The sequence below is a fragment of the Cupriavidus sp. SK-4 genome, from assembly GCF_000611125.1.
GTDB classification, from domain to species: Bacteria; Pseudomonadota; Gammaproteobacteria; order Burkholderiales; family Burkholderiaceae; genus Cupriavidus; species Cupriavidus necator.
Map to the genome: position 1 here is coordinate 2,355 of NZ_JFJW01000018.1, position 19,719 is coordinate 22,073.

The 19,719-nt window shown below is 68.7% G+C and carries 18 protein-coding genes and 1 pseudogene; 8 read left to right on the forward strand and 11 right to left on the reverse strand.

Annotated elements, in window-relative coordinates:
* A partial coding sequence (locus tag CF68_RS03790; protein WP_235205663.1) for an ExeM/NucH family extracellular endonuclease occupies positions 1–1,244 on the reverse strand: 1,244 nt, incomplete at its 3' end.
* 146 nt (positions 1,245–1,390) lie between these two features.
* Here CF68_RS03790 and CF68_RS03795 point away from each other — a divergent pair.
* Positions 1,391–1,681 (forward strand): antibiotic biosynthesis monooxygenase, encoded by a 291-nt coding sequence (locus tag CF68_RS03795; protein ID WP_035816163.1) that lies wholly within the window; start codon positions 1,391–1,393, stop codon positions 1,679–1,681.
* Between the two features lie 9 nt (positions 1,682–1,690).
* Positions 1,691–2,329, forward strand: a complete 639-nt coding sequence (locus tag CF68_RS03800; RefSeq protein WP_035816164.1) for a phosphatidylcholine/phosphatidylserine synthase — start codon at positions 1,691–1,693, stop codon at positions 2,327–2,329.
* Positions 2,330–2,354: 25 nt separating this feature from the next.
* Here the strand turns inward: CF68_RS03800 and CF68_RS03805 are convergent, their stop codons facing one another.
* The 8 genes and pseudogenes from CF68_RS03805 to CF68_RS03840 all read right to left on the reverse strand — a co-directional run bounded on the left by CF68_RS03805 (position 2,355) and on the right by CF68_RS03840 (position 12,182).
* The gene (locus tag CF68_RS03805) at positions 2,355–3,866 is read right to left on the reverse strand and encodes an amidohydrolase family protein (RefSeq protein ID WP_035816165.1); all 1,512 of its coding nucleotides are present in this window, start codon (positions 3,864–3,866) and stop codon (positions 2,355–2,357) included.
* 31 nt (positions 3,867–3,897) lie between these two features.
* Entirely contained in the window at positions 3,898–4,890 is a 993-nt protein-coding gene (locus CF68_RS03810; protein WP_035816166.1) for an ABC transporter ATP-binding protein, read from the reverse strand.
* A complete protein-coding gene (locus tag CF68_RS03815; protein ID WP_035816167.1) occupies positions 4,887–5,942 on the reverse strand; it encodes an ABC transporter ATP-binding protein in 1,056 nt (351 codons plus the stop codon). Before CF68_RS03815 ends, CF68_RS03810 begins: the two co-directional genes overlap by 4 nt.
* A gap of 16 nt (positions 5,943–5,958) precedes the next feature.
* A complete protein-coding gene (locus CF68_RS03820; RefSeq protein WP_035816168.1) occupies positions 5,959–6,852 on the reverse strand; it encodes an ABC transporter permease in 894 nt (297 codons plus the stop codon).
* 26 nt (positions 6,853–6,878) lie between these two features.
* Positions 6,879–7,831 (reverse strand): annotated as a pseudogene (locus tag CF68_RS03825) (ABC transporter permease).
* Positions 7,832–7,865: 34 nt separating this feature from the next.
* A complete protein-coding gene (locus tag CF68_RS03830; protein ID WP_035816169.1) occupies positions 7,866–9,449 on the reverse strand; it encodes an ABC transporter substrate-binding protein in 1,584 nt (527 codons plus the stop codon).
* Positions 9,450–9,509: 60 nt separating this feature from the next.
* A complete protein-coding gene (locus CF68_RS03835; RefSeq protein ID WP_035816170.1) occupies positions 9,510–10,964 on the reverse strand; it encodes a M81 family metallopeptidase in 1,455 nt (484 codons plus the stop codon).
* A gap of 51 nt (positions 10,965–11,015) precedes the next feature.
* Complete coding sequence (locus CF68_RS03840; RefSeq protein WP_035816172.1) at positions 11,016–12,182, reverse strand: FAD-binding oxidoreductase; 1,167 nt, start codon at positions 12,180–12,182, stop codon at positions 11,016–11,018.
* Between the two features lie 186 nt (positions 12,183–12,368).
* Here CF68_RS03840 and CF68_RS03845 point away from each other — a divergent pair, with 186 nt between their 5' ends.
* Together CF68_RS03845 and CF68_RS03850 are read left to right on the forward strand one after the other, a co-directional pair.
* Positions 12,369–13,106: a helix-turn-helix domain-containing protein gene (locus tag CF68_RS03845; protein WP_035816173.1), complete on the forward strand. Its 738-nt coding sequence runs from the start codon at positions 12,369–12,371 to the stop codon at positions 13,104–13,106.
* A gap of 45 nt (positions 13,107–13,151) precedes the next feature.
* Positions 13,152–13,331, forward strand: a complete 180-nt coding sequence (locus CF68_RS03850) for a hypothetical protein (RefSeq protein WP_035816176.1) — start codon at positions 13,152–13,154, stop codon at positions 13,329–13,331.
* 21 nt (positions 13,332–13,352) lie between these two features.
* Here the strand turns inward: CF68_RS03850 and CF68_RS03855 are convergent, their stop codons facing one another.
* Both CF68_RS03855 and CF68_RS03860 read right to left on the reverse strand, forming a co-directional pair.
* Positions 13,353–14,657, reverse strand: a complete 1,305-nt coding sequence (locus CF68_RS03855; RefSeq protein ID WP_035816177.1) for an MFS transporter — start codon at positions 14,655–14,657, stop codon at positions 13,353–13,355.
* 122 nt (positions 14,658–14,779) lie between these two features.
* A complete protein-coding gene (locus tag CF68_RS03860) occupies positions 14,780–15,373 on the reverse strand; it encodes a TetR/AcrR family transcriptional regulator (RefSeq protein WP_035816179.1) in 594 nt (197 codons plus the stop codon).
* Positions 15,374–15,536: 163 nt separating this feature from the next.
* Here CF68_RS03860 and CF68_RS03865 point away from each other — a divergent pair, with 163 nt between their 5' ends.
* From CF68_RS03865 to CF68_RS03880, 4 genes are all read left to right on the forward strand, one after another.
* Complete coding sequence (locus tag CF68_RS03865; RefSeq protein ID WP_035816181.1) at positions 15,537–16,304, forward strand: SDR family NAD(P)-dependent oxidoreductase; 768 nt, start codon at positions 15,537–15,539, stop codon at positions 16,302–16,304.
* A gap of 236 nt (positions 16,305–16,540) precedes the next feature.
* Complete coding sequence (locus CF68_RS03870) at positions 16,541–17,887, forward strand: MFS transporter (protein WP_035816182.1); 1,347 nt, start codon at positions 16,541–16,543, stop codon at positions 17,885–17,887.
* Positions 17,888–17,971: 84 nt separating this feature from the next.
* A complete protein-coding gene (locus tag CF68_RS03875) occupies positions 17,972–19,087 on the forward strand; it encodes an NADH:flavin oxidoreductase/NADH oxidase (RefSeq protein WP_035816183.1) in 1,116 nt (371 codons plus the stop codon).
* Positions 19,088–19,116: 29 nt separating this feature from the next.
* Positions 19,117–19,539 (forward strand): VOC family protein, encoded by a 423-nt coding sequence (locus tag CF68_RS03880; RefSeq protein WP_013952771.1) that lies wholly within the window; start codon positions 19,117–19,119, stop codon positions 19,537–19,539.
* Positions 19,540–19,719: the final 180 nt, after the last annotated feature.

Genomic DNA, 19,719 nt, shown 5'->3' on the forward strand with positions numbered 1-19,719 from the left:
CGGCTGCGCTCGCCCAGCCAGGTGGTGGCCGCGCGCCCGGCGGGCACGGCGGTGCGGGCGTTGTACAGCAGGCCGGCCGCAATGGCATCGCTGCCAAGCGACGGCGTGCCGGGATCGAGCACGCGCCAGTCCGGCCCCAGCCGCGTGGCCAGCTGGCGGATCGCGCTGTACTGGCCGTAGCCGTCGTTTTCTACCCCCATCACGCCGATCACGTCCGCATCCAGCCCCCGCAGCGCGGCGAGCAGCCTGGCTTCCTGGCGCGCCAGCGCCTCGGCGCCCTGCGCGCCGCGGTTGCCGGGGGCATCGAAGCCGCCGCCCTGGCCGTCACCGTTGAAGTAGTTCTGCAGGTTGAAGGCGGCCACGCGCAGCGTGGTGGCCGGATGTCGTGGCGGGGCGCCGCGGCGCGGGTTGGTGGCCTGGAATACCGGCGCGCTCGCACCGGGCACCGGCTGCAGGCGCCACTGCCCGTGGCGTTTTTCCAGCACCCCCTGGACGCCGCTGACCGTGTCTCCGGTATGCACCGGATGGTCCGCGGCCAGGCGTGGTGGCGGGTAGGGCACCACGGCGGGATACTGGCGCGTCGAGCCATCGTCAAGCAACAGCCGGTTGCGGGCGTTGGCGGCGGCGGCTTGCCGCGCGGCCGTGCCCGGCAGTGCCTGTTGCGTCGGCGCGATAGGCCGGCCGTCGCTCAGCGCCAACGTGCCATAGCGACCAAGCTCATGGGTATCGGCAACCGTCAGCGTCTGCGGCAGGCGCACCAGCATGCCTTCACGCGCGGCAAGTCCGGAATCGCCCGCGACCGGCAAGGTCAGCGTCTGCGGCGTCACCGGCATGCCGCGCGCGCACACTGCCAGCGCGCCGGAAAGCACCAGCTGCGTCTGCCCGAATTTCTCTTCGACCCTTCCGGACACGCGCACCATGTCGCCGGCGCGTGCCGTGGTGCGTGGCGCATAGACGAACAGACCTTCCGACACGCCGGGCCGGTGCAGGCGTTGCGCGTCCGCGGTCTGCAGGAAGAAGCCGCGCAGGCCGCCATCGCCGCTGAAATCCGCGGTGACGATTGCCTCTACCTCCACCAAGCTGCCCCCGAGCGGCGACGCCGCGGCGGCACCCTGGATCTCGGCGATCGGCGTCGCCGGCGTGCCGCATGGTTGCGATGCAGCATGCGCGCCTGCCAGGCAGGTCAAGGCGAGGGCGGGCAAGACGGCCCGGGCGAGGTGGCGCTTGCGCAGGGCCAATCGCATGGCGTTATCGGCAGGTAGTGGCAGGGTGGACGATGCTAACCGCCGCGTGTAACGGAATGCTTGCAGCAGGCATGTGGCCCCGCGATCGTGCTAAGGTAGCAGACACCCGCCGGTGCCCCGGCATCTACTCCATTGGTAAAACCACCATGATCAAGGAAATCGCACAACTCACCATCAAGCCCGGCATGGACAAGCAGCTGGAGCAGGGCGTGAGCCAGGCCACGCCGCTGTTCCTGCGCTCGCGCGGCTGCCACGGCGTACAGCTGTTCCGCTCGGTCGAGCAGCCGGAACAATACACGCTGGTGGTGGAATGGGAGACGGTGGAAGACCATATGGTCCATTTCCGCGAATCGCCCGAGTTCCAGCAATGGCGCGCCCTGGTCGGCGAAACCTTTGCCGCGCCGCCGAACGTGCACCACGTGGCCAAGGTACTGTAAGCGCGCGCCATGAGCACCCGGCCGGAACGTCCCCGTCATTTCTCGATGCTGCGCGAGCTGCAGCTGGCCGATGTCTTTACGCTGGGCAACGCGGCCTGCGGCATGGGGTCGGTGTTCTTCGCCATGTTCTACGTGGCCGACCAGCAGTTGTCGCATTTCTACACGGCGGCGGCATTGGCGCCGCTGGCCTTTATCTTCGACGTGCTGGACGGCCGCATCGCGCGCTGGCGCCATGCGCATTCGGCGCTGGGGCGCGAACTGGATTCGCTGGCCGACGTGATCTCGTTCGGCGTCGGGCCGGCCACGCTGGCCTTTGCCGCCGGCATGCGTGGCGGCTGGGACCTCGCCGTGCTGATCTACTTCGTCTGCTGCGGTGTCAGCCGGCTGGCGCGCTTCAACGTCACCGCCGAATCGCTGGCCGAGGGCAGCGACAGTGGCAAGGTGGCCTACTTTGAAGGCACGCCGATACCGACCAGCGTGCTGCTGACCGCGGTGCTGGCATGGTGCGCCTGGCAGGGCCAGCTGGGCGGCGGGCTGCCGGGCGGCGCGTGGGTGCTGGGCCCGGCGGTGCTGCATCCGCTGGTGCTGCTGTTCGCGCTGTCGGGCACGCTGATGGTCAGCAAGACGCTGCGCATCCCGAAGTTCTGAGCCGCCGGCGGCTTCGCTTCTGGCTTCAGGCAGGGCGGGAACCTTGGGCAGGCGCCGCGTTTCCCGCCTCAGGACCTGCTGGCCGCGTGATTACCTGCCCGTTGCGCGCCCCGCTGTGCGCGCCGTGCTGCCAGGTAATCGCGCCGTTGACGATCACGGTGTCGATGCCTTCGGCTGGCCGGGTGGGGGTCTCGTAACTGGCGGTATCGCGCACGTTGGCCGCATCGAAAACGACGATGTCGGCATGGTGGCCCACGGCGAGCATGCCGCGCCGGTGCAGGCCGAAGTTGCGCGCCGTCAGCCCGGTCATTTTCCAGACCGCCGTCTCCAGCGGGAACAGGCCGACCTCGCGGCAGTAGTGCCCCAGTACGCGCGGGAAGGTGCCCCACAGGCGCGGATGCGGGCTGGCGCCGACGGGGATGCCGTCGGAGCCGATCATGGTTTCGTCGAAGGCAAGGATGCGCTGGACGTCGTCCTCGTCCATCTGGAAGTAGATCGCGGTGCCAGGCTGCAGGCGGCGCGCGGCTTCGTCCTTGGGCACGCCCCATTCCCTGGCGATGTCGTCGAGATCGCGGCCCGCGCATTCGGGGTGCGGTTCGCTGGCGGCGATCAGCACCCGGCCGTCGAGCATGCCGCGGTCGGTGCGGATCATGGTGGAGCCGGCCGTGTACGGGTAGCAGTCGAGCGACACGCACTGGTGCTTCATGGCCTCGCGGATAAAGGGCAGGGTTACCTGGCTCTTGCCAAAGTTGGCCTGCCTCTGCACCTTGTGGTGCGACACCACCACAGGTACGTCGAGCTCGCGGCCGATGCGGAAGGTCTCGTCGAGCGAGGCCATGACTTGGTCGGACTCGTCGCGCATATGGGTGACATAGAGCGCCTTGCGGGCACTGAGCGGCCGGCAGACTTCGATGATCTCCTCGGTCGTCGCCATGGCGGCGGGCGGGTAGAAGGTGCCGGTCGACAGGCCGATCGCGCCGGCCTGCATGGCCTCCTCGACCAGCGCCTGCATGGCGGCGATCTCTTTGGCATCGGCTGGCCGGTCCAGCGCCGCCATGGTGACCGCGCGCAAGGTCGAATGCCCGACCATGGCGGCTACATTGACCGAGCTCGGCATGGTACGCAGCGCGTCGAGGTAGGCGGCGAAGGTGGTGAAGCGGCCTTGCGCCGGTGTGTCGATCAGGCTCAGCGGCATCGGCAAATCCATGTCGGCACGCAGCGGCGCAGCGCTGATGCCGCAGTTGCCGGCGATCACGGTGGTGACGCCCTGCGAGACCTTGAACGGCATGGCGGGTTGCGACAGCACCGCCTGGTCATCATGCGTGTGCGCGTCGATGAAGCCAGGGGCGACGATCAGGCCCGTTGCATCCAGCACCCTCTCGGCAGTGTGCCCGGCGAGGTCGCCGATCGCAGCGATGCAGCCGTCGCGCACGCCGATATCGGCGCTGAAGCGGGGTGCCTTGCTGCCGTCGATCACGGTGCCGCCGGCGATCAGCAGGTCATAGTGCGTGGCGTGTGCAGAGGTGGGGTCGGACATGGGATTCCTTTCCTAGGCTGGAGCGTAGCGGTCAGCGGAAATGGCAGGCCACCTGGTGGATGCCGGTGGCGGAGGGACGTTCGGTCAGCAAGGGGGCCTGCTCCTTGCAGCGGGCTTGCGCATGCGGGCAACGCGTGTGGAAGCGGCAGCCCGCTGGCGGATTGGCCGGGCTGGGCGGATCGCCCTGCAGCAGCAGGCGCCGGGCGGGCTTGCGCGGGTCGGACACCGGCACGGCGGACAGCAGGATCTCCGTATAGGGGTGGCGCGGCGCGGAGAACAAGGTGTCGCGGTCGGCCAGTTCGACGATCTGGCCAAGGTACATCACGGCGACCCGGTGGCTGATATGGCGTACCACGGCCAGGTCGTGCGCGACGAACAAGTAGGCGATGCCGAACTCGGCCTGCAGGTCCATCAGCAGGTTGACCACCTGCGCCTGGACGGAAACATCGAGCGCCGATACCGGCTCGTCGCAGACGATCAGCTTTGGGTTCAGTGCCAACGCGCGCGCGATGCCCAGCCGCTGGCGCTGGCCGCCGGAGAACTCGTGCGGGAACTTGCGCACGGCTTCGGGCCGCAGGCCGACCTTGCTGAACAGCCATTGCACGCGCTCGTTGCGCTCGGCACGCGACTGCAGGCCGAAGTTGCGCAGTGGCTCGCCGACGATCTCGCCCGCCGCCAGCCGCGGGCTGAGCGAGGCATAGGGGTCCTGGAAGATGATCTGCAGGTCGCGCCGGCGCTGCCGCATGGCGCTTGCCGGCAGGCCCAGCAGTTCCTCGCCTTCGAGCTGCACCGAGCCTGAAGTCGGCTCGATCAGGCGCAGCACCGACTTGGCAGTGGTGGTCTTGCCGCAGCCGGATTCGCCGACCAGCGAGAGCGTCTCGCCGCGCTCCACGGTGAAGGACACGCCGTCCACAGCCTGGATCGGCGGCCTGCCCGGTGCCAGCCAGCGCCGCGGTGCAAGGTAGTGTTTCCTCAGGCGGTCGACCTTGAGCAGGGGCGTTGGCGTGGCGGAGGTCGTGCTCATGCGATGGCTTCCTGGGCTTGGGGGTTGCATTCGATGCGGCCTTCCTCGACGGCGAAGCAGGCCACCGCATGGTCGCCGCCGTGGCGCGTGAGCTGCGGGAGCTCGCGCGCGCAGCGCGCGTTGGCATGCGCGCAGCGTGCCGCGAAGGCACAGCCGCGGCGCGCTTCCTGTGGCGATGGCACCAGGCCGGGGATTTCGGCCAGGCGCCGGCTGCTGGTGTTCATCGACGGCATCGATGCCATCAACGCGCGGGTGTAGGGGTGCAGCGGGCGGTCGAACAGCTCAGTGACGCTGGCTTCCTCGACCTTGAGCCCGGCGTACATCACGATCACGCGGTCGCAGCATTCGGCCACCACGCCCAGGTCGTGCGTGATCATCACCACACCCATGCCCAGTTCCTGCTGCAGGCGGCGGATCAGGTCCAGGATCTGAGCCTGGATGGTCACGTCGAGCGCCGTGGTGGGTTCGTCGGCGATCAGCACCTCGGGATTGCAGGCCAGCGCCAGCGCGATCATCACGCGCTGGCGCATGCCGCCCGAAAGCTGGTGCGGGTACTCTTTGACGCGGCGTTCGGGCTCGGGAATCTGCACCAGCCGCAGCATTTCCACCGCGCGCCTGAGCGCCTCGGCGCGGCTCGCGCCTTGGTGCAGCCGCACGGTTTCGGCAATCTGGCGGCCAATCGTCAGCACCGGGTTCAGCGAGGTCATCGGCTCCTGGAAGATCATCGAGACACGATTTCCGCGGATGCGGCGCATCTCGCGTTCGCTGAGCTGCAACAGGTCCGTGCCGCGCAGCCGCACAGCGCCGCGGATGCGTGCCGGCGGCGTGGGCAGCAGCCGCATGACGGACAACGCCGTCACGCTTTTGCCGCAGCCTGACTCGCCCACCACGCCCAGGGTCTGGCCGGCGCGCACGGTGTACGAGACCCCGTTGACCGAGCGGGCCGGCCCGGTGAGCGTGTCGAAATGCGTATGGAGGTCCTCCACTTCGAGCAGCGGCTCGCCCGTGGCCGCCGTAACATGGGACATCGCCCGGGAGGTCGTGATGGTCATGGTTGCGCTCCCGGATTCAGAGTTGCCGCGCCAGGCGCGGATCGAGCGCGTCGCGCAGGCCGTCGCCGAGCAGGTTGATGGCCAGCACCGTCGCGGCCAGCAGGATGCCCGGGTACAGGATGATGTGGAAGGCCACGGCCACGAAATTGCGCCCCTCGGCCATCATGTTGCCCCAGCTCGGCATCTGGGCGGGCACGCCGACGCCGAGGAAAGACAGCGCGGCTTCCGTGAGCACGGCGGTGGCGGCCACGAAAGTGGCCTGAACGATCAGCGGCGCCACCATATTGGGCACCACGTGGCGCACCAGGATCACCGGCAGGCGGGTGCCGACCGCATGCGCCGCCTCGACGTAGAGCTGCTCGCGCAGGGTCAGCGCCAGCGCGCGCACGAGCCGCACCACGCGCGGGACCTCGGGTATGGCGATGGCGATGATCACCGCGCCCAGGCTGGCCTGCGTAACGGCCATCAGCGCGATCGCCAGCAGGATGCCCGGGATTGCCATCAGGCCGTCCATCACACGCATCACCAGGGAGTCAGCCCGGCGCACGAAGCCTGCGACCAGGCCCAGCAGCACGCCGGACACGGTTGCGAGCAGCCCGACCGACAGGCCCACGATCATGGACACGCGGCCGCCCCAGACCGCGCGGCTGAATACGTCGCGGCCCAGCGCGTCGGTGCCGAACCAGTGCTCGGCCGATGGCGGCTGCATGCGCGCCAGCGGGTCGATGTCCTGCGGGTTGACGGTGGCAATCCAGGGCGCGCCGAGGGAGAGCACGGCGATCACCGCCAGCAGCAGCGCGCCCAGGATCAGCGTGGGGTGCTTGCGCGCCCAGTGCCAGCGCGGCAGCACGAAAGGCGCATCGTCGGGTGCCGGTACGGCAGGTTCGGTCGCGGGCAGGGAAGTGGGCATGTCAGCAGGTCTCGCGGCGAAAGCCATCAGTACTTGATGCGCGGATCGAACAGCCGGTAGCTGAGGTCGATCATCAGGTTGATCAGCACGTAGACCCCGGCGGAGACCAGCAGCACGCTCTGGATCACCGGGTAGTCGTGGCGCTGCACCGAGTCGACCACCAGGCGGCCGACACCCGGGATCGCAAACACGGTCTCGGTCACGACCACGCCGCCGATCAGCAGCGCGATGCCCATGCCGACGGTGGTGGCGATCGGGATCGCCGCGTTGCGCAGCGCGTGGCCCAGCACCGGCAGCACGCCCAGGCCCTTGGCGCGCGCCGTGCGGATGTAGTCCTCGTGCAGGACTTCCAGCACGGTTGCGCGCGTCATGCGCGTCACCAGCGCGATATAGACCAGCGCCAGGTTGACGCAGGGCAGCACCAGGCTGCGCAGCCATGCGCCAGCGCCGTCGGCGAGGCGCGCATAGCCCTGTACCGGGAACCACGGCAACTGGATGGCAAAGGCGTAGACCAGCAGGTAGCCCACCAGGAACACCGGCAGCGAGAATGCCAGCACCGCGAACAGCATCACCAGCCGGTCGACCCAGCTGCCGGCGCGGTACGCGGCCAGCGTTCCCAGTGGCACCGCGACCAGCAAGGTCAGCAGCATGGTCAGCGCGGCGACAGAGACGGTCGGCTCCAGCCGCTGCGCCAGCAACCGGGCCACCGGCACCTGGGTGAAGATGGAGGTGCCGAGGTCGCCGGTGGCGAGCCGGCCGAGCCACAGCAAGAACTGCCGCCATAGCGGCTGGGCCCGCCCCCGCNCTGGTCCAGCCCCAGCACGCCGCGCAGCCTGGCGATGTCGTCAACGGTCGCGAGGTCGCCTGCGATCAGCGCCGCCGGATCGCCCGGCGACAAGTGGATCAGCAGGAAGACCACCACGGCCACCACTGCCATCACGGGCAGCGTCGCGGCCAGGCGTCGGAGCAGGTAGCCCATTGTCGTGTTTCCCCCGGTGGTTCGTGCTTCGTGCTTATTTGTCGAGCATCCAGACCGTGGGCATGCCGGCCCACATCCGGTCGAGGCCCTTGAGGCTGGCACGCGCCGCGAAGGCCGCCGAGTACTGGCCGGCGTTCACATAGGGCACCGCCTCATAGGCGCGTTTCTGGAAGGCATCGAGCAGTTCCTTGCGCTTGGCGGGCACGGTCTCGCGGATCCAGGCCGTGCGCAGTGCGTCGAGCGGCTTGTCGCAGGGCCAGCCGGGCAGGCTGGTGCCGCAGGCGGCGCCGAGGTAGGCATTGGTGATCGGGGAATCGGCATCGAACTCGCCCGCGACGGTCACGTACATATTCCAGCCCCCGGCCTCGGGCGCATCTCGCTTGGCGCGGCGCGCGCCGATGGAGGCCCAGTCCATGTTCTGCATGTCAACGTTCATGCCCATGCTGCGCATGGTCTGTGCCGCCATCAGGGCTTCAGCGTTGAGCTGGGGAATGTCAGTCGGCACCAGCAGCACCACCTTTTCGCCCTTGTAGCCCGCCGCGCCCAGCAACTGCTTGGCACGGGCCGGATCGGCCTTGCGGTACGGTTCGGCGCCGGCAGCGGTATCGTTGCGGCCGCCGCAGATGAAGAAGGTGGCGCAGTAGTTGATGCGCATGTCGAGCGGATAGCCCATGGCCGCGGTGAAGCGTTCCTGGCTGACCGCCTGCAGGAAGGCCTGGCGCACTTTCGGGTTGTTGAATGGCGGATGCAGCTGGTTCATCACCAGCACGCCCTGGTAGGCGCCGCCCGAGCCGATCTTGATGCTGGCGTCGCCGCGCAGCGGGGTGATGTAGTCCGGCGGTACCTGTTCGATCAGGTCGACCTCGCCGCGCTTGAGCGCCGCGATGGCGCTGTTGGCGTCTGGCAGGTAGAGCCATTCGACGCGGTCCACGCGGGGCTGCTTGCTGCCGGCGAGACCGCTCGCGGGCTCGCTGCGTGCCACGTAGTGCGGGTTGCGCACGAAGACCGCCTTGTTGCCCGGCACCCATTCGTCGCGCTTGAAGATGAAGGGGCCGGAGCCCAGCACCTCGGGCAGCGGCGCGGTGGCGGGCATCCTGGCCAGGCGTTCCGGCAGGATCACCGGGGGAAAGCCAGAGGGCTTGGCCAGCGCATCGAGCACCATGCCAAAGGGTTCCTTGAGCGTCAGCGTGAACGTGCGCGCGTCGACCGCCTTCCACTCGGCGCCGGCTTCGCCCATGGCACGGCCCAGGCTGTCGCGCGCGCCCCAGCGCTGCAGCGAGGCGATCGCGTCCGCCGAGGTAACCGCGCTGCCATCCGAGAACTTCAGGCCGGGACGCAGCGTGAAGCTCCACTGCCCGCCATCCTTCGAGCTGCTGTACTTCTCGACCATCTGCGGTTGCGGCTTGCCCTTGGCGTCCTGCGCGAACAGCGTGTCGTAGACCATGTAGCCGAAGTTGCGCGTGATGTAGGCCGTGGTGAAGGTCGGATCGAGGATCTTCAGGTCGGCATGCGCCACGACCTTGAGCGTCTTGGTCTGCGCCAGCACGGGCAGGCTGGCGCCTGCCAGGACCAGGGCGCCAGCCGCGAGCGCGGCGGACAGGGATCGGTTTGGTGTCATCTGCAGTCTCCGTTTTCGTCGTTGTCGTTGTTGTTGTGATCGCAGCCAGGCGGCCGGGGCTCAGCCCGCGGTGCTGTCCAGAGGCCACTTGGGCCGTTGGATCTTGCGGTAGGGCAGGGTCGTGAGGTCAAGCGTGACGGCACCCGGGGCGCCTGCGTAGATCACGTGCCTTGCCACTTTCGAGAAGGCGGCGTAGAAGTGCTGCGAGGACTTGACCACGATGATCTGCTTGCGCGCCAGGTCGCAGCCCAGCTGGGTGAACATGTCCGTCCCCATGGCCTGGTTGCGCAGCGTGATCAGCACGATGTCGATGCCGTTGGCTTCCACCAGCGCGCAGTCGCTCATCTGCACCGGCGCGTCGGACAGCCCGGTCATTACCATGTCAGGCAGCAGAGCCTTGACCGTGCAGTCCAGGTCCAACGGGTCGCCGGATAGCGGACTGATCTTGCCGCCGATGCGCATCGACAGGCGTGCGCCCACGCCGGCATCGAAGGCGATGCGCACCGCGATCGGGTCCCACACCGGGCCGACCGCCGCATTGCCGATGCCGCGCTCGATCATGCGGCGCAGGAGAAAGGTGGAGTCGCTCGCTGCGCCGCCGCCGGGATTGTCGGCGCCGTCGGCCAGCACCACCGGCCCGCCGTCGCAGGCCAGCGCCTCGTCGAGCGAAGTGTCGATGTCCGGGTAGCGCACCGTGAGCCCATCGCGCATGGCGATCAGTTCGTCGGCCAGTTGCCGTGCCAGCGCATCGGCCCTGGCCTGGTCGCCATCGGCGTAGACCAGCACCTTGGTACCCATCCCCGGCACATCGCCCCATGAAAACCCATGCGCCACCGAGATCGACAGCACGCCGTCGCGCCCTTCCAGCGACTGGATGCGGTCGATGAAACCGCGCGCCGGCTCGCGCGAGGTGTGGACCGTGACGATCATCCTGCAATCGACCACCGCCGCCACCGGGCGGACCTTGCCTTCCACCGTGGCCGCGCACAGGTCGACCAGTTCCAGTGCGCGTTCCAGCACGTCGGTATGCGGGTATTCCTTGAAGGCGACCAGCACGTCGGCGTAGGCCGTCATCTCGGGCGTCAGGTGGCAGTGCGGGTCCAGCTCCGCGCCGATCACCACCTCGGGGCCAACGATGGCGCGCACACGCTGCAGCAGGTCGCCCTCGCAGTCGTCATAGCCATCGGCCACCATCGCGCCGTGGAGGCCGAGCAGCACCATGTCCACCGGCAGCGCCGCGCGCAGGTCGGTCAACAGTTCCTCGCGCAGGGTTTCGTAGGCATGGCGGGTGGTGGTGCCGCTGGGCTGCGCGCCGGCCACCATGCCTTCACACAGCTGCCAGCCGTGCTCCTTGCCGCGGATCCGTGCTGCCCACAGCGGGCCTGAGAAAAACGTCATCTGGTCAGGATGCTGGCCGGCCGCGAAGTAGCCGCGATCCCTGAAGGACGACAGGCCGGTGGGCATCGGCGCAAAGGTGTTGGTTTCGGTAGCGAGGGAGGCACTGAAGACACGCACGATGGTTGGCTCCTGGTCAGTCGGGGACTAGCGGTTGGGGGAAGATGCGATTCAGGCGGAAGCGGCCAGGCGGCGCAGGCGCGCCGGACCAAGCATCTCGGCGCTCAGGCCGAACGACGCGGGATGTGCCGGCACCGGCAGGCCGCGCGCCAGCGCGGCACAGGTCTCGCCCATGGCCGCCGAGGTCTGGATGCCGTAGCCGCCCTGGCCCGCCACCCAGAAGAAGCCCGGCACGGCGTCGTCGAACCCGCCCACCAGGTCGCCGTCGGCGACGAAGGAGCGCAGCCCGGCCCAGGTGCGCGCAGGGCGGCGGATCCTGAGCGAGGTCGCGGTCTCGATGCGGTCGATGGCGAGCGCGATATCCATTTCCTCGGGCTGGACGTCCTGTGGCTCGACCGGGTCGGCATTGGCCGGCGAGCCCAGCAACATGCCGGCATCGGGCTTGATGTACCAGTCCTCGTCGGCGCCGAAGACCATGGGCCAGCCGCTGGTGTCCATATCCACGGGCGGCGCGAAGACGAAGGCAGAGCGGCGGCGGGGTTCAATCCCCAGCGGCTGCACGCCGGCCAGCCGCGCGATGACGTCGGCCCAGGCGCCGGCGGCGTTGAGTACCACCGGTGCCGCATATACCGCCCCGCCAGCCTCCACGCGCCAGTGGTCCCGCACTCGTGCCATGGCCGTGACTTCGGCATCGCACACCAGCTTGCCGCCGGCCTGGCGCATGCCGCGCAGGTAGCCCTGGTGGATCGCGTCCACATCCATGTCTGCGGCGCCGGGCTCATAAACGCCGCCGACCAGTTGCTCCGCGCGCAGCGCCGGTACGCGCTCGCACGCTTGCGCTGCACTCAGCAGGCGGGCGTCGGGATCGACGGCGCGCACCACGTCCCAGTGCGCGTCAAGCAAATGCTGTTGCCCGGGGCCGGCGACCATCAGCGCGCCGCGCGGCGTGAGCAGCGGGTGCGAGGCAAAACCCGGCGGCGGATCCTGCAGGAAGGCGCGGCTTGCCATCGTCAGCGCGCGGACCTGCGTGGTGCCGTAGCTTTCCATGAACAACGCCGCCGAGCGGCCGGTCGAGTGGTAGCCAGGCTGGGCTTCGCGTTCGAGCAGGATGACGCGGCCATGGGGCGCGAGCCAGTACGCGACGGAAGCACCGGCAATGCCGCCTCCGATGATGAGATAGTCGGCTGGAATCGGTGAGGCAGCGTGAGTCGGGTGCATGGATCAGGTGGCAGGAGAGCGCCTGCGGGGCGCTCATGCATTCGGAATGGGAGTGAGTGTAGGCAAGAATTTGCGTATATGCAAATTGCGGATACGCAAATCTTGCGTTAAGGTGGGCGCCAGGGGATGAGCCTTGGCGCGGTCTGCTCTGTTAGCATTCCGTCCAATGGAAAAAAGGATGCAGGCTTGAAACCACACACCGCCCAGGGGCGCGGCAGCGGCATCGGGACCGATGACGACGAGTCGCGCACGCTCGACCGCGAAACCTTTGGCAAGCGCCTGCGCTCGGCGCGCAAGGCCTTCGGCTGGACGCTGGCGCACCTCGCCGAACTGTCGGGCGTCTCGATCACCACCATCTCGCGTGCGGAGCGCGGGCAACTGGCGCTGGGCTACGAGAATTTTGCTGCGCTGGGCCAGGCGCTGCAGATGGACATGGGCTCGATGTTCGCGGGTGCCGGCACGAAGACGTCACCGTTCCAGGGGCCTGTCGTGACCCGGGCCGGCGCGGGCGTGACCTACCGGGGATCGTCGCTGACCTATGAATTTCTTGGCGCAGAGGCCGTCGGCAAGCAGATGAGCCCGGTGGTCGGCACCGTGCATGCGCGCCGCATCGAGGGCCCCGGTGACTTCTCGCGCCATCCCGGCGAGGAGTTTGTCTATGTGCTCAGCGGCGAGATCGAAATACAGTTCGACAACGGCGAGAAGCTGCGCCTGGCGCGCGGCGATGCGTTGTATTTCGATGCCCGCATGGGCCACGCCTACATCAGCGTAAGCCGGCAGCTCGCCCGGATCGTGGGCGTGACCACCAGCGAAAGAAACTTCATGAAGTCGGCCCAGGCGGCGAAGCCGGAGGCGGTGCCAAAACGGACCGTCGGGCGCTCGCAGGGGAAAGCCGCCGCGACCAGGAGCAAGGGCAAAGGCTGAAGGGGCCGGAACCCGCGCTTTTCCGCTTGGACCAGCAGCTTCACCGTGGAGGCCAATGCCAACGGGCAGTGGCAGGTGGTCGCCAGTGGCAGCGACATCGGGCAAAACCGCTTCCTGTCGCTGCCCGGCCCGGTAGCGGCCTCGGAGCTGTGCATCAATGTCGTGTCGCGCGACCAGCGGCCGCCGAGCCTGTATTCGTTCGTGGCTTACGCGAAGGGCGGCTGAGGCTGGCACCGGGGCAGCGGGCTACGCCCGCGCTGCCTCGATTGCCGCCGCCGCGCGTGTCCGGCTGACCATCAGCGCCAGCAACGCCGCCACCATGCAGGCCGCACCGGCCGCATACAGCGCCGGCGTATAGGTCAGCAGCAGCGTACGGCTCAGCCCCGCGCCGAATGCCGCCACGGCCGCGCCGATCTGGTGGGCCGCGAAGATCCAGCCGAACACCATCGGCGCGCGTTCGCGCCCGAAAGCGGTGGCCGCCAGCTTGATCGTGGGCGGCACGGTGGCGATCCAGTCCAGGCCGTAGAACATCGCAAAGATCGACAGGCCGTACAGCGTGAAGGTCGAATGCGGCAGCCAGAACAGCGACAGGCCGCGCAGCGCGTAGTACCAGAACAGCAGCTTGCGACTGTCGTAGCGGTCCGACAGCCAACCCGACAGGATGGTGCCGACGAAATCGAACGCACCCATCATCGCCAGCGCCGAGGCGGCCGGCACCGGGCCCATGCCGAAGTCGCCGCACAGTGCAATGAAGTGGGTCTGGATCAGCCCGTTGGTGCTCAGCCCGCAGATGAAGAAGGTGCCGGCCAGCACCCAGAAGGTCTGGGTGCGGGCGGCATCGCGCAGCACCCGGAAAGGCCCGCGCAGCGTGAAGGGCGTGACGGGTTGTGCGGCGGGCCGTGTGGCTGGATGGGCCGGGACTTCGCCGAACGCAGCCAGGCCGACGTCGGTGGGCCGGTTGCGCATCAGGCCGAATACCAGCAGCGCCAGCGCCGCGCAGGCAGCCAGCACCGGCAGCACGGCCACGCGCCAGCCCATATGCTCGATCAGCCAGGCGGCCACCGGCAGGAAGGCCAGTTGCCCCGTCGCCGCGCCGGCCGTCAGGATGCCGATCACCAGCCCGCGCCGCGCGCTGAACCAGCGGTTGGCGATCACGGCCGCCAGCACCAGCGCAGTCAGCCCGGAGCCAACGCCCAGCATCAGGCCCCAGGCGACAAAGAGCTGCCACAACTCGGTCGACACGGTGGCCAGCGCCATGCCGCCGGCAATCAGCGCCAGCGCGGCGCAGACCACGTTGCGCACGCCGAAGCGATCCATCAGCAGGGCCGAGAACGGCGCCATCAGCCCGAACAGCGCAAAGCGGAAGGCCAGGATCGATGAGATCTGGTCGGTGTTCCAGCCCATCTCCCTGGTCAGCGGCTTCAGGAAGGCACCGGGCAGGCCGAGCGCGGCCGAGGTGGTGAGTATTACCAGGAAGGTCAGGGCGGCGACCAGCCACGCGTAGTGGATGCCGCGCCGGTCGAGCCGGCTGGAAAGGGCTTGCGCGAACATGGGGGTCTCGTTGTCAGGGTCTGGTAGGCGTTGGCAAAGGGCAAAGCGAAGCCATCCCCGCCGTGTCTGACGGCGGCGGGGGGGGTTCAGNGGGGGTGTTTCAGGCTTCGGGAAAACGGGGTTTAAGCGGTGCTGCCCAGCAGGCGGCTCCGCACGGCGCTTAGCATCTCGTCGGAGAGCGGATCGCCGTCGGTGGCACGCGCCAGCGTGAGGGCGCCGACCAGCAGCGCCATGCGCACCAGCGCTTCATCGTGGCGCACCTGCGGGTCATCGGATTCAACGGTCTGCGCCATGTCGTCCACCATCACGCGCAAGCCTTCCACGTAGGCCTGGCGCACGGGCTTGTCGGCGGGTTCGCGGGCCACGTCCACGGCCAGCGCCGCGGCGGCACAGCCCACGCCCGGGTTGGCGCAATGCGCGGCGGTCAGGTAAGGCTCTACCAGGTTGGCCAGCATGGCCTTGCGGTCGCCATCGGCGCGGGCCAGGCGGCGTTCCCAGCGGGCGGTCGATTCTTCAAACGCGCGCTTGCAGGCCTGCGCGGCCAGCGCGTCCTTGGAGGCGAAGTGGCCATAGAAGCCGCCATGGGTCAGGCCGGCGTCCGCCATCAACTCGGCCACGCTGACGCCATTCAGGCCGCGTTCGCGGAACAGGCGCGACGACGCCTGTTCGATCGCCTCGCGGTTCTTGTCGGTTTGTTCGCGTGATGCGCGTGCCATCTGAAGACCTCTTCGGAATTTCTACCTTGACCGGAGTTTAGATGATGACCATACTTTATTCAATAGATGACAAGTGTCATCTATGTGCAGTCTCCCTTTCGCCGCATTTGTGCCGATGCGCTGTCCAGGCGCCGGCTCCCAATCCTCACAGGAGTGATCAGTCATGCAGAACCTATTCGACCTTGGCGGCCGCGTTGCCGTCATCACCGGCTCCACCCGCGGCATGGGCTTGGAAATGGCGCGCGCGCTTGGCGCGGCCGGCGCCGCCGTGGTGGTGTCCGGGCGCGATGCGGGCGCGGCGCGCGACGCCGCCAGCCAGCTGGAGGTCGAGGGCATCCGCGCCACCGGCATCGCCTGCGATATCGCCGACGTTGACAGCGTGCGCGCCTTCGCGGAGCAGGCGCTGGCCGCGTATGGGCGTGTCGATGCACTGGTGCTCAATGCAGCCGCGAGCGGCCAGCCCGGGTCGATGCTGAGCCAGGGACCCGAGGTGTTCGATGCTGCCATGGCGGGCAATGTGCGCGGCAACCTGGTGCTGGTGAACGCCCTGGCGCCGCAGATGATCGATCGCCGCGACGGCTCCATCATCTTCATGTCGAGCATTGCCGCCAAGCGTGGCTCTGCCTTCCTGGGGATGTACAGCGTGACCAAGGCCGCCATCGACCAGGCGGTACGCAGCCTGGCGCTGGAGCTGGGGCCGTCCGGCATCAACGTCAACGCGATCAATCCCGGCCCGGTGCGCACCGAGTTCTCCCGCGACGCGCTGTGGGGCGATCCGGAGCGCGAGGCGCGGCTGGCTGCCGGCGTGCCGATGCGGCGCATCGGCGAGGCCAGCGATGTCGCGGGTCTTGCCGTTCTGCTGGCGGCACCGGCCGGGCGCTTTATCCACGGGCAGAGCATCGGCGTGGATGGCGGGCTGTCGGTGCAGTAACTCCGGGAGCGTGGCACCGGCCAGTGCTCAGTGTCATTGGCCGGGCAGGGGGCGATAATGTACATACATATGAACGCGTCTTCAGCACGTTGAAGGGTTTTCCCGTATCGTCTTGACCTGACGATCACCATGCCTTGTGTGCAGCCCTTGCACCACCAGTCCCGGCATGGCGGCAACCGGTAAAGACATTGTCCAGCACAGCCCCCCTCGAATCCGCCTCGACCGCGGACGCCGCCATGACTTCGCGCGAACGCCGCGGCATGGCCGCCATCCTCATCGCCGTCGCCCTTGCCACCCTGGATACCGCGATCGCCAACACGGCGCTGCCGTCGATCGCGGCAGACCTGCGCGCCACGCCGGCGGCGTCGGTGTGGGTGATCAATGCCTACCAGCTGGCGATGGTGTCGACGCTGCTGCCGTTCGCCGCGCTGGGCGGCGTGCTGGGCCACCGGCGCATCTACCTTGGCGGCGTGGTGCTGTTCACCGCCGCCTCCATGGTGTGCGCGCTGGCGTGGTCGCTGCCGACACTGGCGGCGGCGCGGGTGCTGCAGGGCATTGGCGCGGCGGCCATCATGAGCGTCAACACGGCGCTGATCAGCGCGCTCTTCCCCACGCACCGGCTCGGGCGTGGGCTGGGGTTCAATGCACTGGTGGTAGGCGTGTCGTTCGCGGTGGGCCCCACGGTGGCCTCGGTGATCCTCTCGTTCGGCACGTGGCCGTGGCTGTTTGCCGTTAACCTGCCGATCGGCCTGCTGGCGCTGGCGATCGGGCGCGGTTCGCTGCCGCAGACGCCGCGCAGCACGCACGGCTTCGACCGCGTCGCGGCGGGGCTCAGCGTGGTTGCCTTTGCCGCGCTGGTCCTTGCGCTGGGCGAAGGCGCGCAGCGCGCGCCGCTGCATCTGTCGCTGGCGGCGGCGGGCATCTTCGCGGTGACGTTCGGCCTGCTGTTGTGGCGCGAGCGCGGCCATCCGGCACCGATGCTGCCGGTGGACCTGTTCCGGCGGCCCATGTTCGCGCTGTCGACGCTGACCGCGGTGTGCTCCTTCGCCGCGCAGGGTCTGGCCTTCGTCTCGCTGCCGTTCTACTTCCAGCACGTGCTCGGGCGCGGGCAGGTCGAGACCGGTTTCCTGCTGACCCCATGGTCCGTCGTGGTGGCGCTGATCGGGCCGCTTGCCGGACGGCTGTCTGACCGCTATCCGCCGGCCGTGCTCGGCGGCGTGGGGCTGGCGGTGCTCAGCGCCGGCATGTTGTCGCTGGCCATGCTGCCGGCCGACCCCAGCGCGCTCGATATCGGCATCCGCATGTGCATCTGCGGCGCGGGTTTCGGCTTCTTCCAGTCGCCCAACCTCAAGGCGTTGATGACGAGCGCCCCGCGCGAGCGCAGCGGCGGCGCCAGCGGCGTGGTGGCCACGGCGCGGCTGCTGGGGCAGGCCAGCGGTGCGGCGCTGGTGGCGCTGTGCTTTGGCATCGCAGGCGACCACGGGCCGGGGTTGGCCCTGGCGCTGGGCGCGGGCTTCGCCGGGCTGGCCGCGATCGCGAGCTGGCTGCGGCTGGCAGCTCGCGATCCGTTGGCGGCGGCGTAGCGGCGTGGGCCGGGNGCCGGCAGCAATTCCGGCGCCGGCCTAGAATCGATACTTCCTGTCCGATCCCTGCATGGAGCAGCACGCATGAGCCTTCTGTTCGAACCGCTCGCCATCGGCGATCTCACCCTCGCCAACCGCATCATCATCGCCCCGATGTGCCAGTATTCCGCGCAGGACGGCAATGCGGGCGACTGGCACATGATCCACCTCGGGTCGCTCGCGCTGTCCGGCGCCGGCATGCTGATCGTGGAAGCCACGGCAGTCTCGCCCGAGGGGCGCATCACGCCGCAGGACCTGGGCCTGTATTCCGACGAAAACGAGGCGGCGCTTGGCCGCGTGGTCAAGGCGATGCGCGCGCATTCGCCGATCGCCATTGCGATCCAGCTGGGGCACGCCGGCCGCAAGGCGTCGAGCCAGGCGCCGTGGGATGGCGGGCAGCAGATCGCGCCGGATGCGCCCGGTGGCTGGCATGCGGTGGCGCCTTCCGCGGTACCGCATGGCGCGGAAGAAGTCGCGCCTGTCGCGCTGGATCGTGCCGGCATGGACAAGGTGCGCGATGACTTTGTCGCGGCGGCAAGGCGTGCGGCGCGGCTGGGGCTGGATGGGATTGAGATCCATGCCGCGCACGGCTACCTGCTGCACCAGTTCCTGTCGCCGCTGGCCAACCATCGTGACGATGAATACGGCGGCAGCCTGGAAAACCGCATGCGGTTCCCGATCGAGGTATTCGACGCGGTGCGTGAGGTGTTCCCGGCTGAGCGTCCGGTGTGGATGCGTATTTCCGCAACCGACTGGGTGCCGGGCGGATGGGATATCGAAGGAACGGTGGCGTTGTCGAAGGCGCTGAAGGCACGCGGCTGCGCGGCGATCCACGTGACCACCGGCGGCGTGTCGCCACAGCAGGCGATCAAGCTCGGGCCCGGCTACCAGGTGCCCTACGCGCAGCGCGTGAAGGCCGAGGTTGGCCTGCCGACGATTGCGGTGGGCCTGATCACGGAGCCGGAGCAGGCAGAAGCCATCATCGCCAACCATGAAGCCGACGCGGTGTCACTGGCCCGTGCCATGCTGTATGACCCGCGCTGGCCCTGGCATGCGGCCGCGCGGCTGGGCGCAAGCGTGCAGGCGCCGAAGCAATACTGGCGGTCGCAGCCGCGCGAACTGAAGGACCTGTTCGCCGATGCGGCTTTCGGGCAGCGCTAGGCTGCCGGTCGACACAGGAGGTACCCGCCATGAAACCCCGGATTACGCTGATCACGCTGGGTGTCGATGACCTGCAGCGTGCGGTGCGCTTTTATCGCGACGGCCTGGGCCTGCCCACCGCAGGCATCGTCGGCGAGCAGTTCGAACACGGCGCCGTGGCCTTCTTCGACTTGCAGGCCGGGTTGAAGCTGGCAGTCTGGCCGCGCACCAGTCTTGCGCATGACACCGGACTGCCGGTGACGCCGCGCGCGCAGACGGATTTCTCGCTGGCGCATAACGTCGGCGACAAGGCGGAAGTGGATGCAGTGATGGCCCAGGCGCTGGCCGCGGGCGCCAGCGTGGTCAAGCCGGCGCAGGATACGTTCTGGGGCGGGTACGCCGGCTATTTCCAGGATCCCGACGGGCATCTGTGGGAAATCGCGTGGAATCCTGAGATGCTGCCCGCGGATTGAGAGCGGCGCGGTGCGCGTCTTGCGCACCCCCGGATCCCTTCTATCCAGACCTTGCTTTGCGGCGCTGCATCATGACTGGTGCGGTGCCGCAAAGGGATTTCCATGATTGCCACGCTCCGTCGAAGTGGTGACTATCATTTCAACAGACAGCCATAGCATGCTGGCGACGGAGCGCCCCCC

Excerpts from the sequence above, each read along its gene's own strand:
- CF68_RS03880 (WP_013952771.1), top strand. The coding sequence starts at position 19,117 with ATGAAACCCCGGATTACGCTGATCACGCTGGGTGTCGATGACCTGCAG.
- CF68_RS03855 (WP_035816177.1), bottom strand. The coding sequence starts at position 14,657 with ATGTTCGCGCAAGCCCTTTCCAGCCGGCTCGACCGGCGCGGCATCCAC.
- CF68_RS03820 (WP_035816168.1), bottom strand. The coding sequence starts at position 6,852 with ATGCCCACTTCCCTGCCCGCGACCGAACCTGCCGTACCGGCACCCGAC.
- CF68_RS03870 (WP_035816182.1), top strand. The coding sequence starts at position 16,541 with ATGACTTCGCGCGAACGCCGCGGCATGGCCGCCATCCTCATCGCCGTC.
- CF68_RS03865 (WP_035816181.1), top strand. The coding sequence starts at position 15,537 with ATGCAGAACCTATTCGACCTTGGCGGCCGCGTTGCCGTCATCACCGGC.
- CF68_RS03810 (WP_035816166.1), bottom strand. The coding sequence starts at position 4,890 with ATGAGCACGACCTCCGCCACGCCAACGCCCCTGCTCAAGGTCGACCGC.
- CF68_RS03875 (WP_035816183.1), top strand. The coding sequence starts at position 17,972 with ATGAGCCTTCTGTTCGAACCGCTCGCCATCGGCGATCTCACCCTCGCC.
- CF68_RS03800 (WP_035816164.1), top strand. The coding sequence starts at position 1,691 with ATGAGCACCCGGCCGGAACGTCCCCGTCATTTCTCGATGCTGCGCGAG.
- CF68_RS03830 (WP_035816169.1), bottom strand. The coding sequence starts at position 9,449 with ATGACACCAAACCGATCCCTGTCCGCCGCGCTCGCGGCTGGCGCCCTG.
- CF68_RS03795 (WP_035816163.1), top strand. The coding sequence starts at position 1,391 with ATGATCAAGGAAATCGCACAACTCACCATCAAGCCCGGCATGGACAAG.
- CF68_RS03815 (WP_035816167.1), bottom strand. The coding sequence starts at position 5,942 with ATGACCATCACGACCTCCCGGGCGATGTCCCATGTTACGGCGGCCACG.
- CF68_RS03840 (WP_035816172.1), bottom strand. The coding sequence starts at position 12,182 with ATGCACCCGACTCACGCTGCCTCACCGATTCCAGCCGACTATCTCATC.
- CF68_RS03860 (WP_035816179.1), bottom strand. The coding sequence starts at position 15,373 with ATGGCACGCGCATCACGCGAACAAACCGACAAGAACCGCGAGGCGATC.
- CF68_RS03805 (WP_035816165.1), bottom strand. The coding sequence starts at position 3,866 with ATGTCCGACCCCACCTCTGCACACGCCACGCACTATGACCTGCTGATC.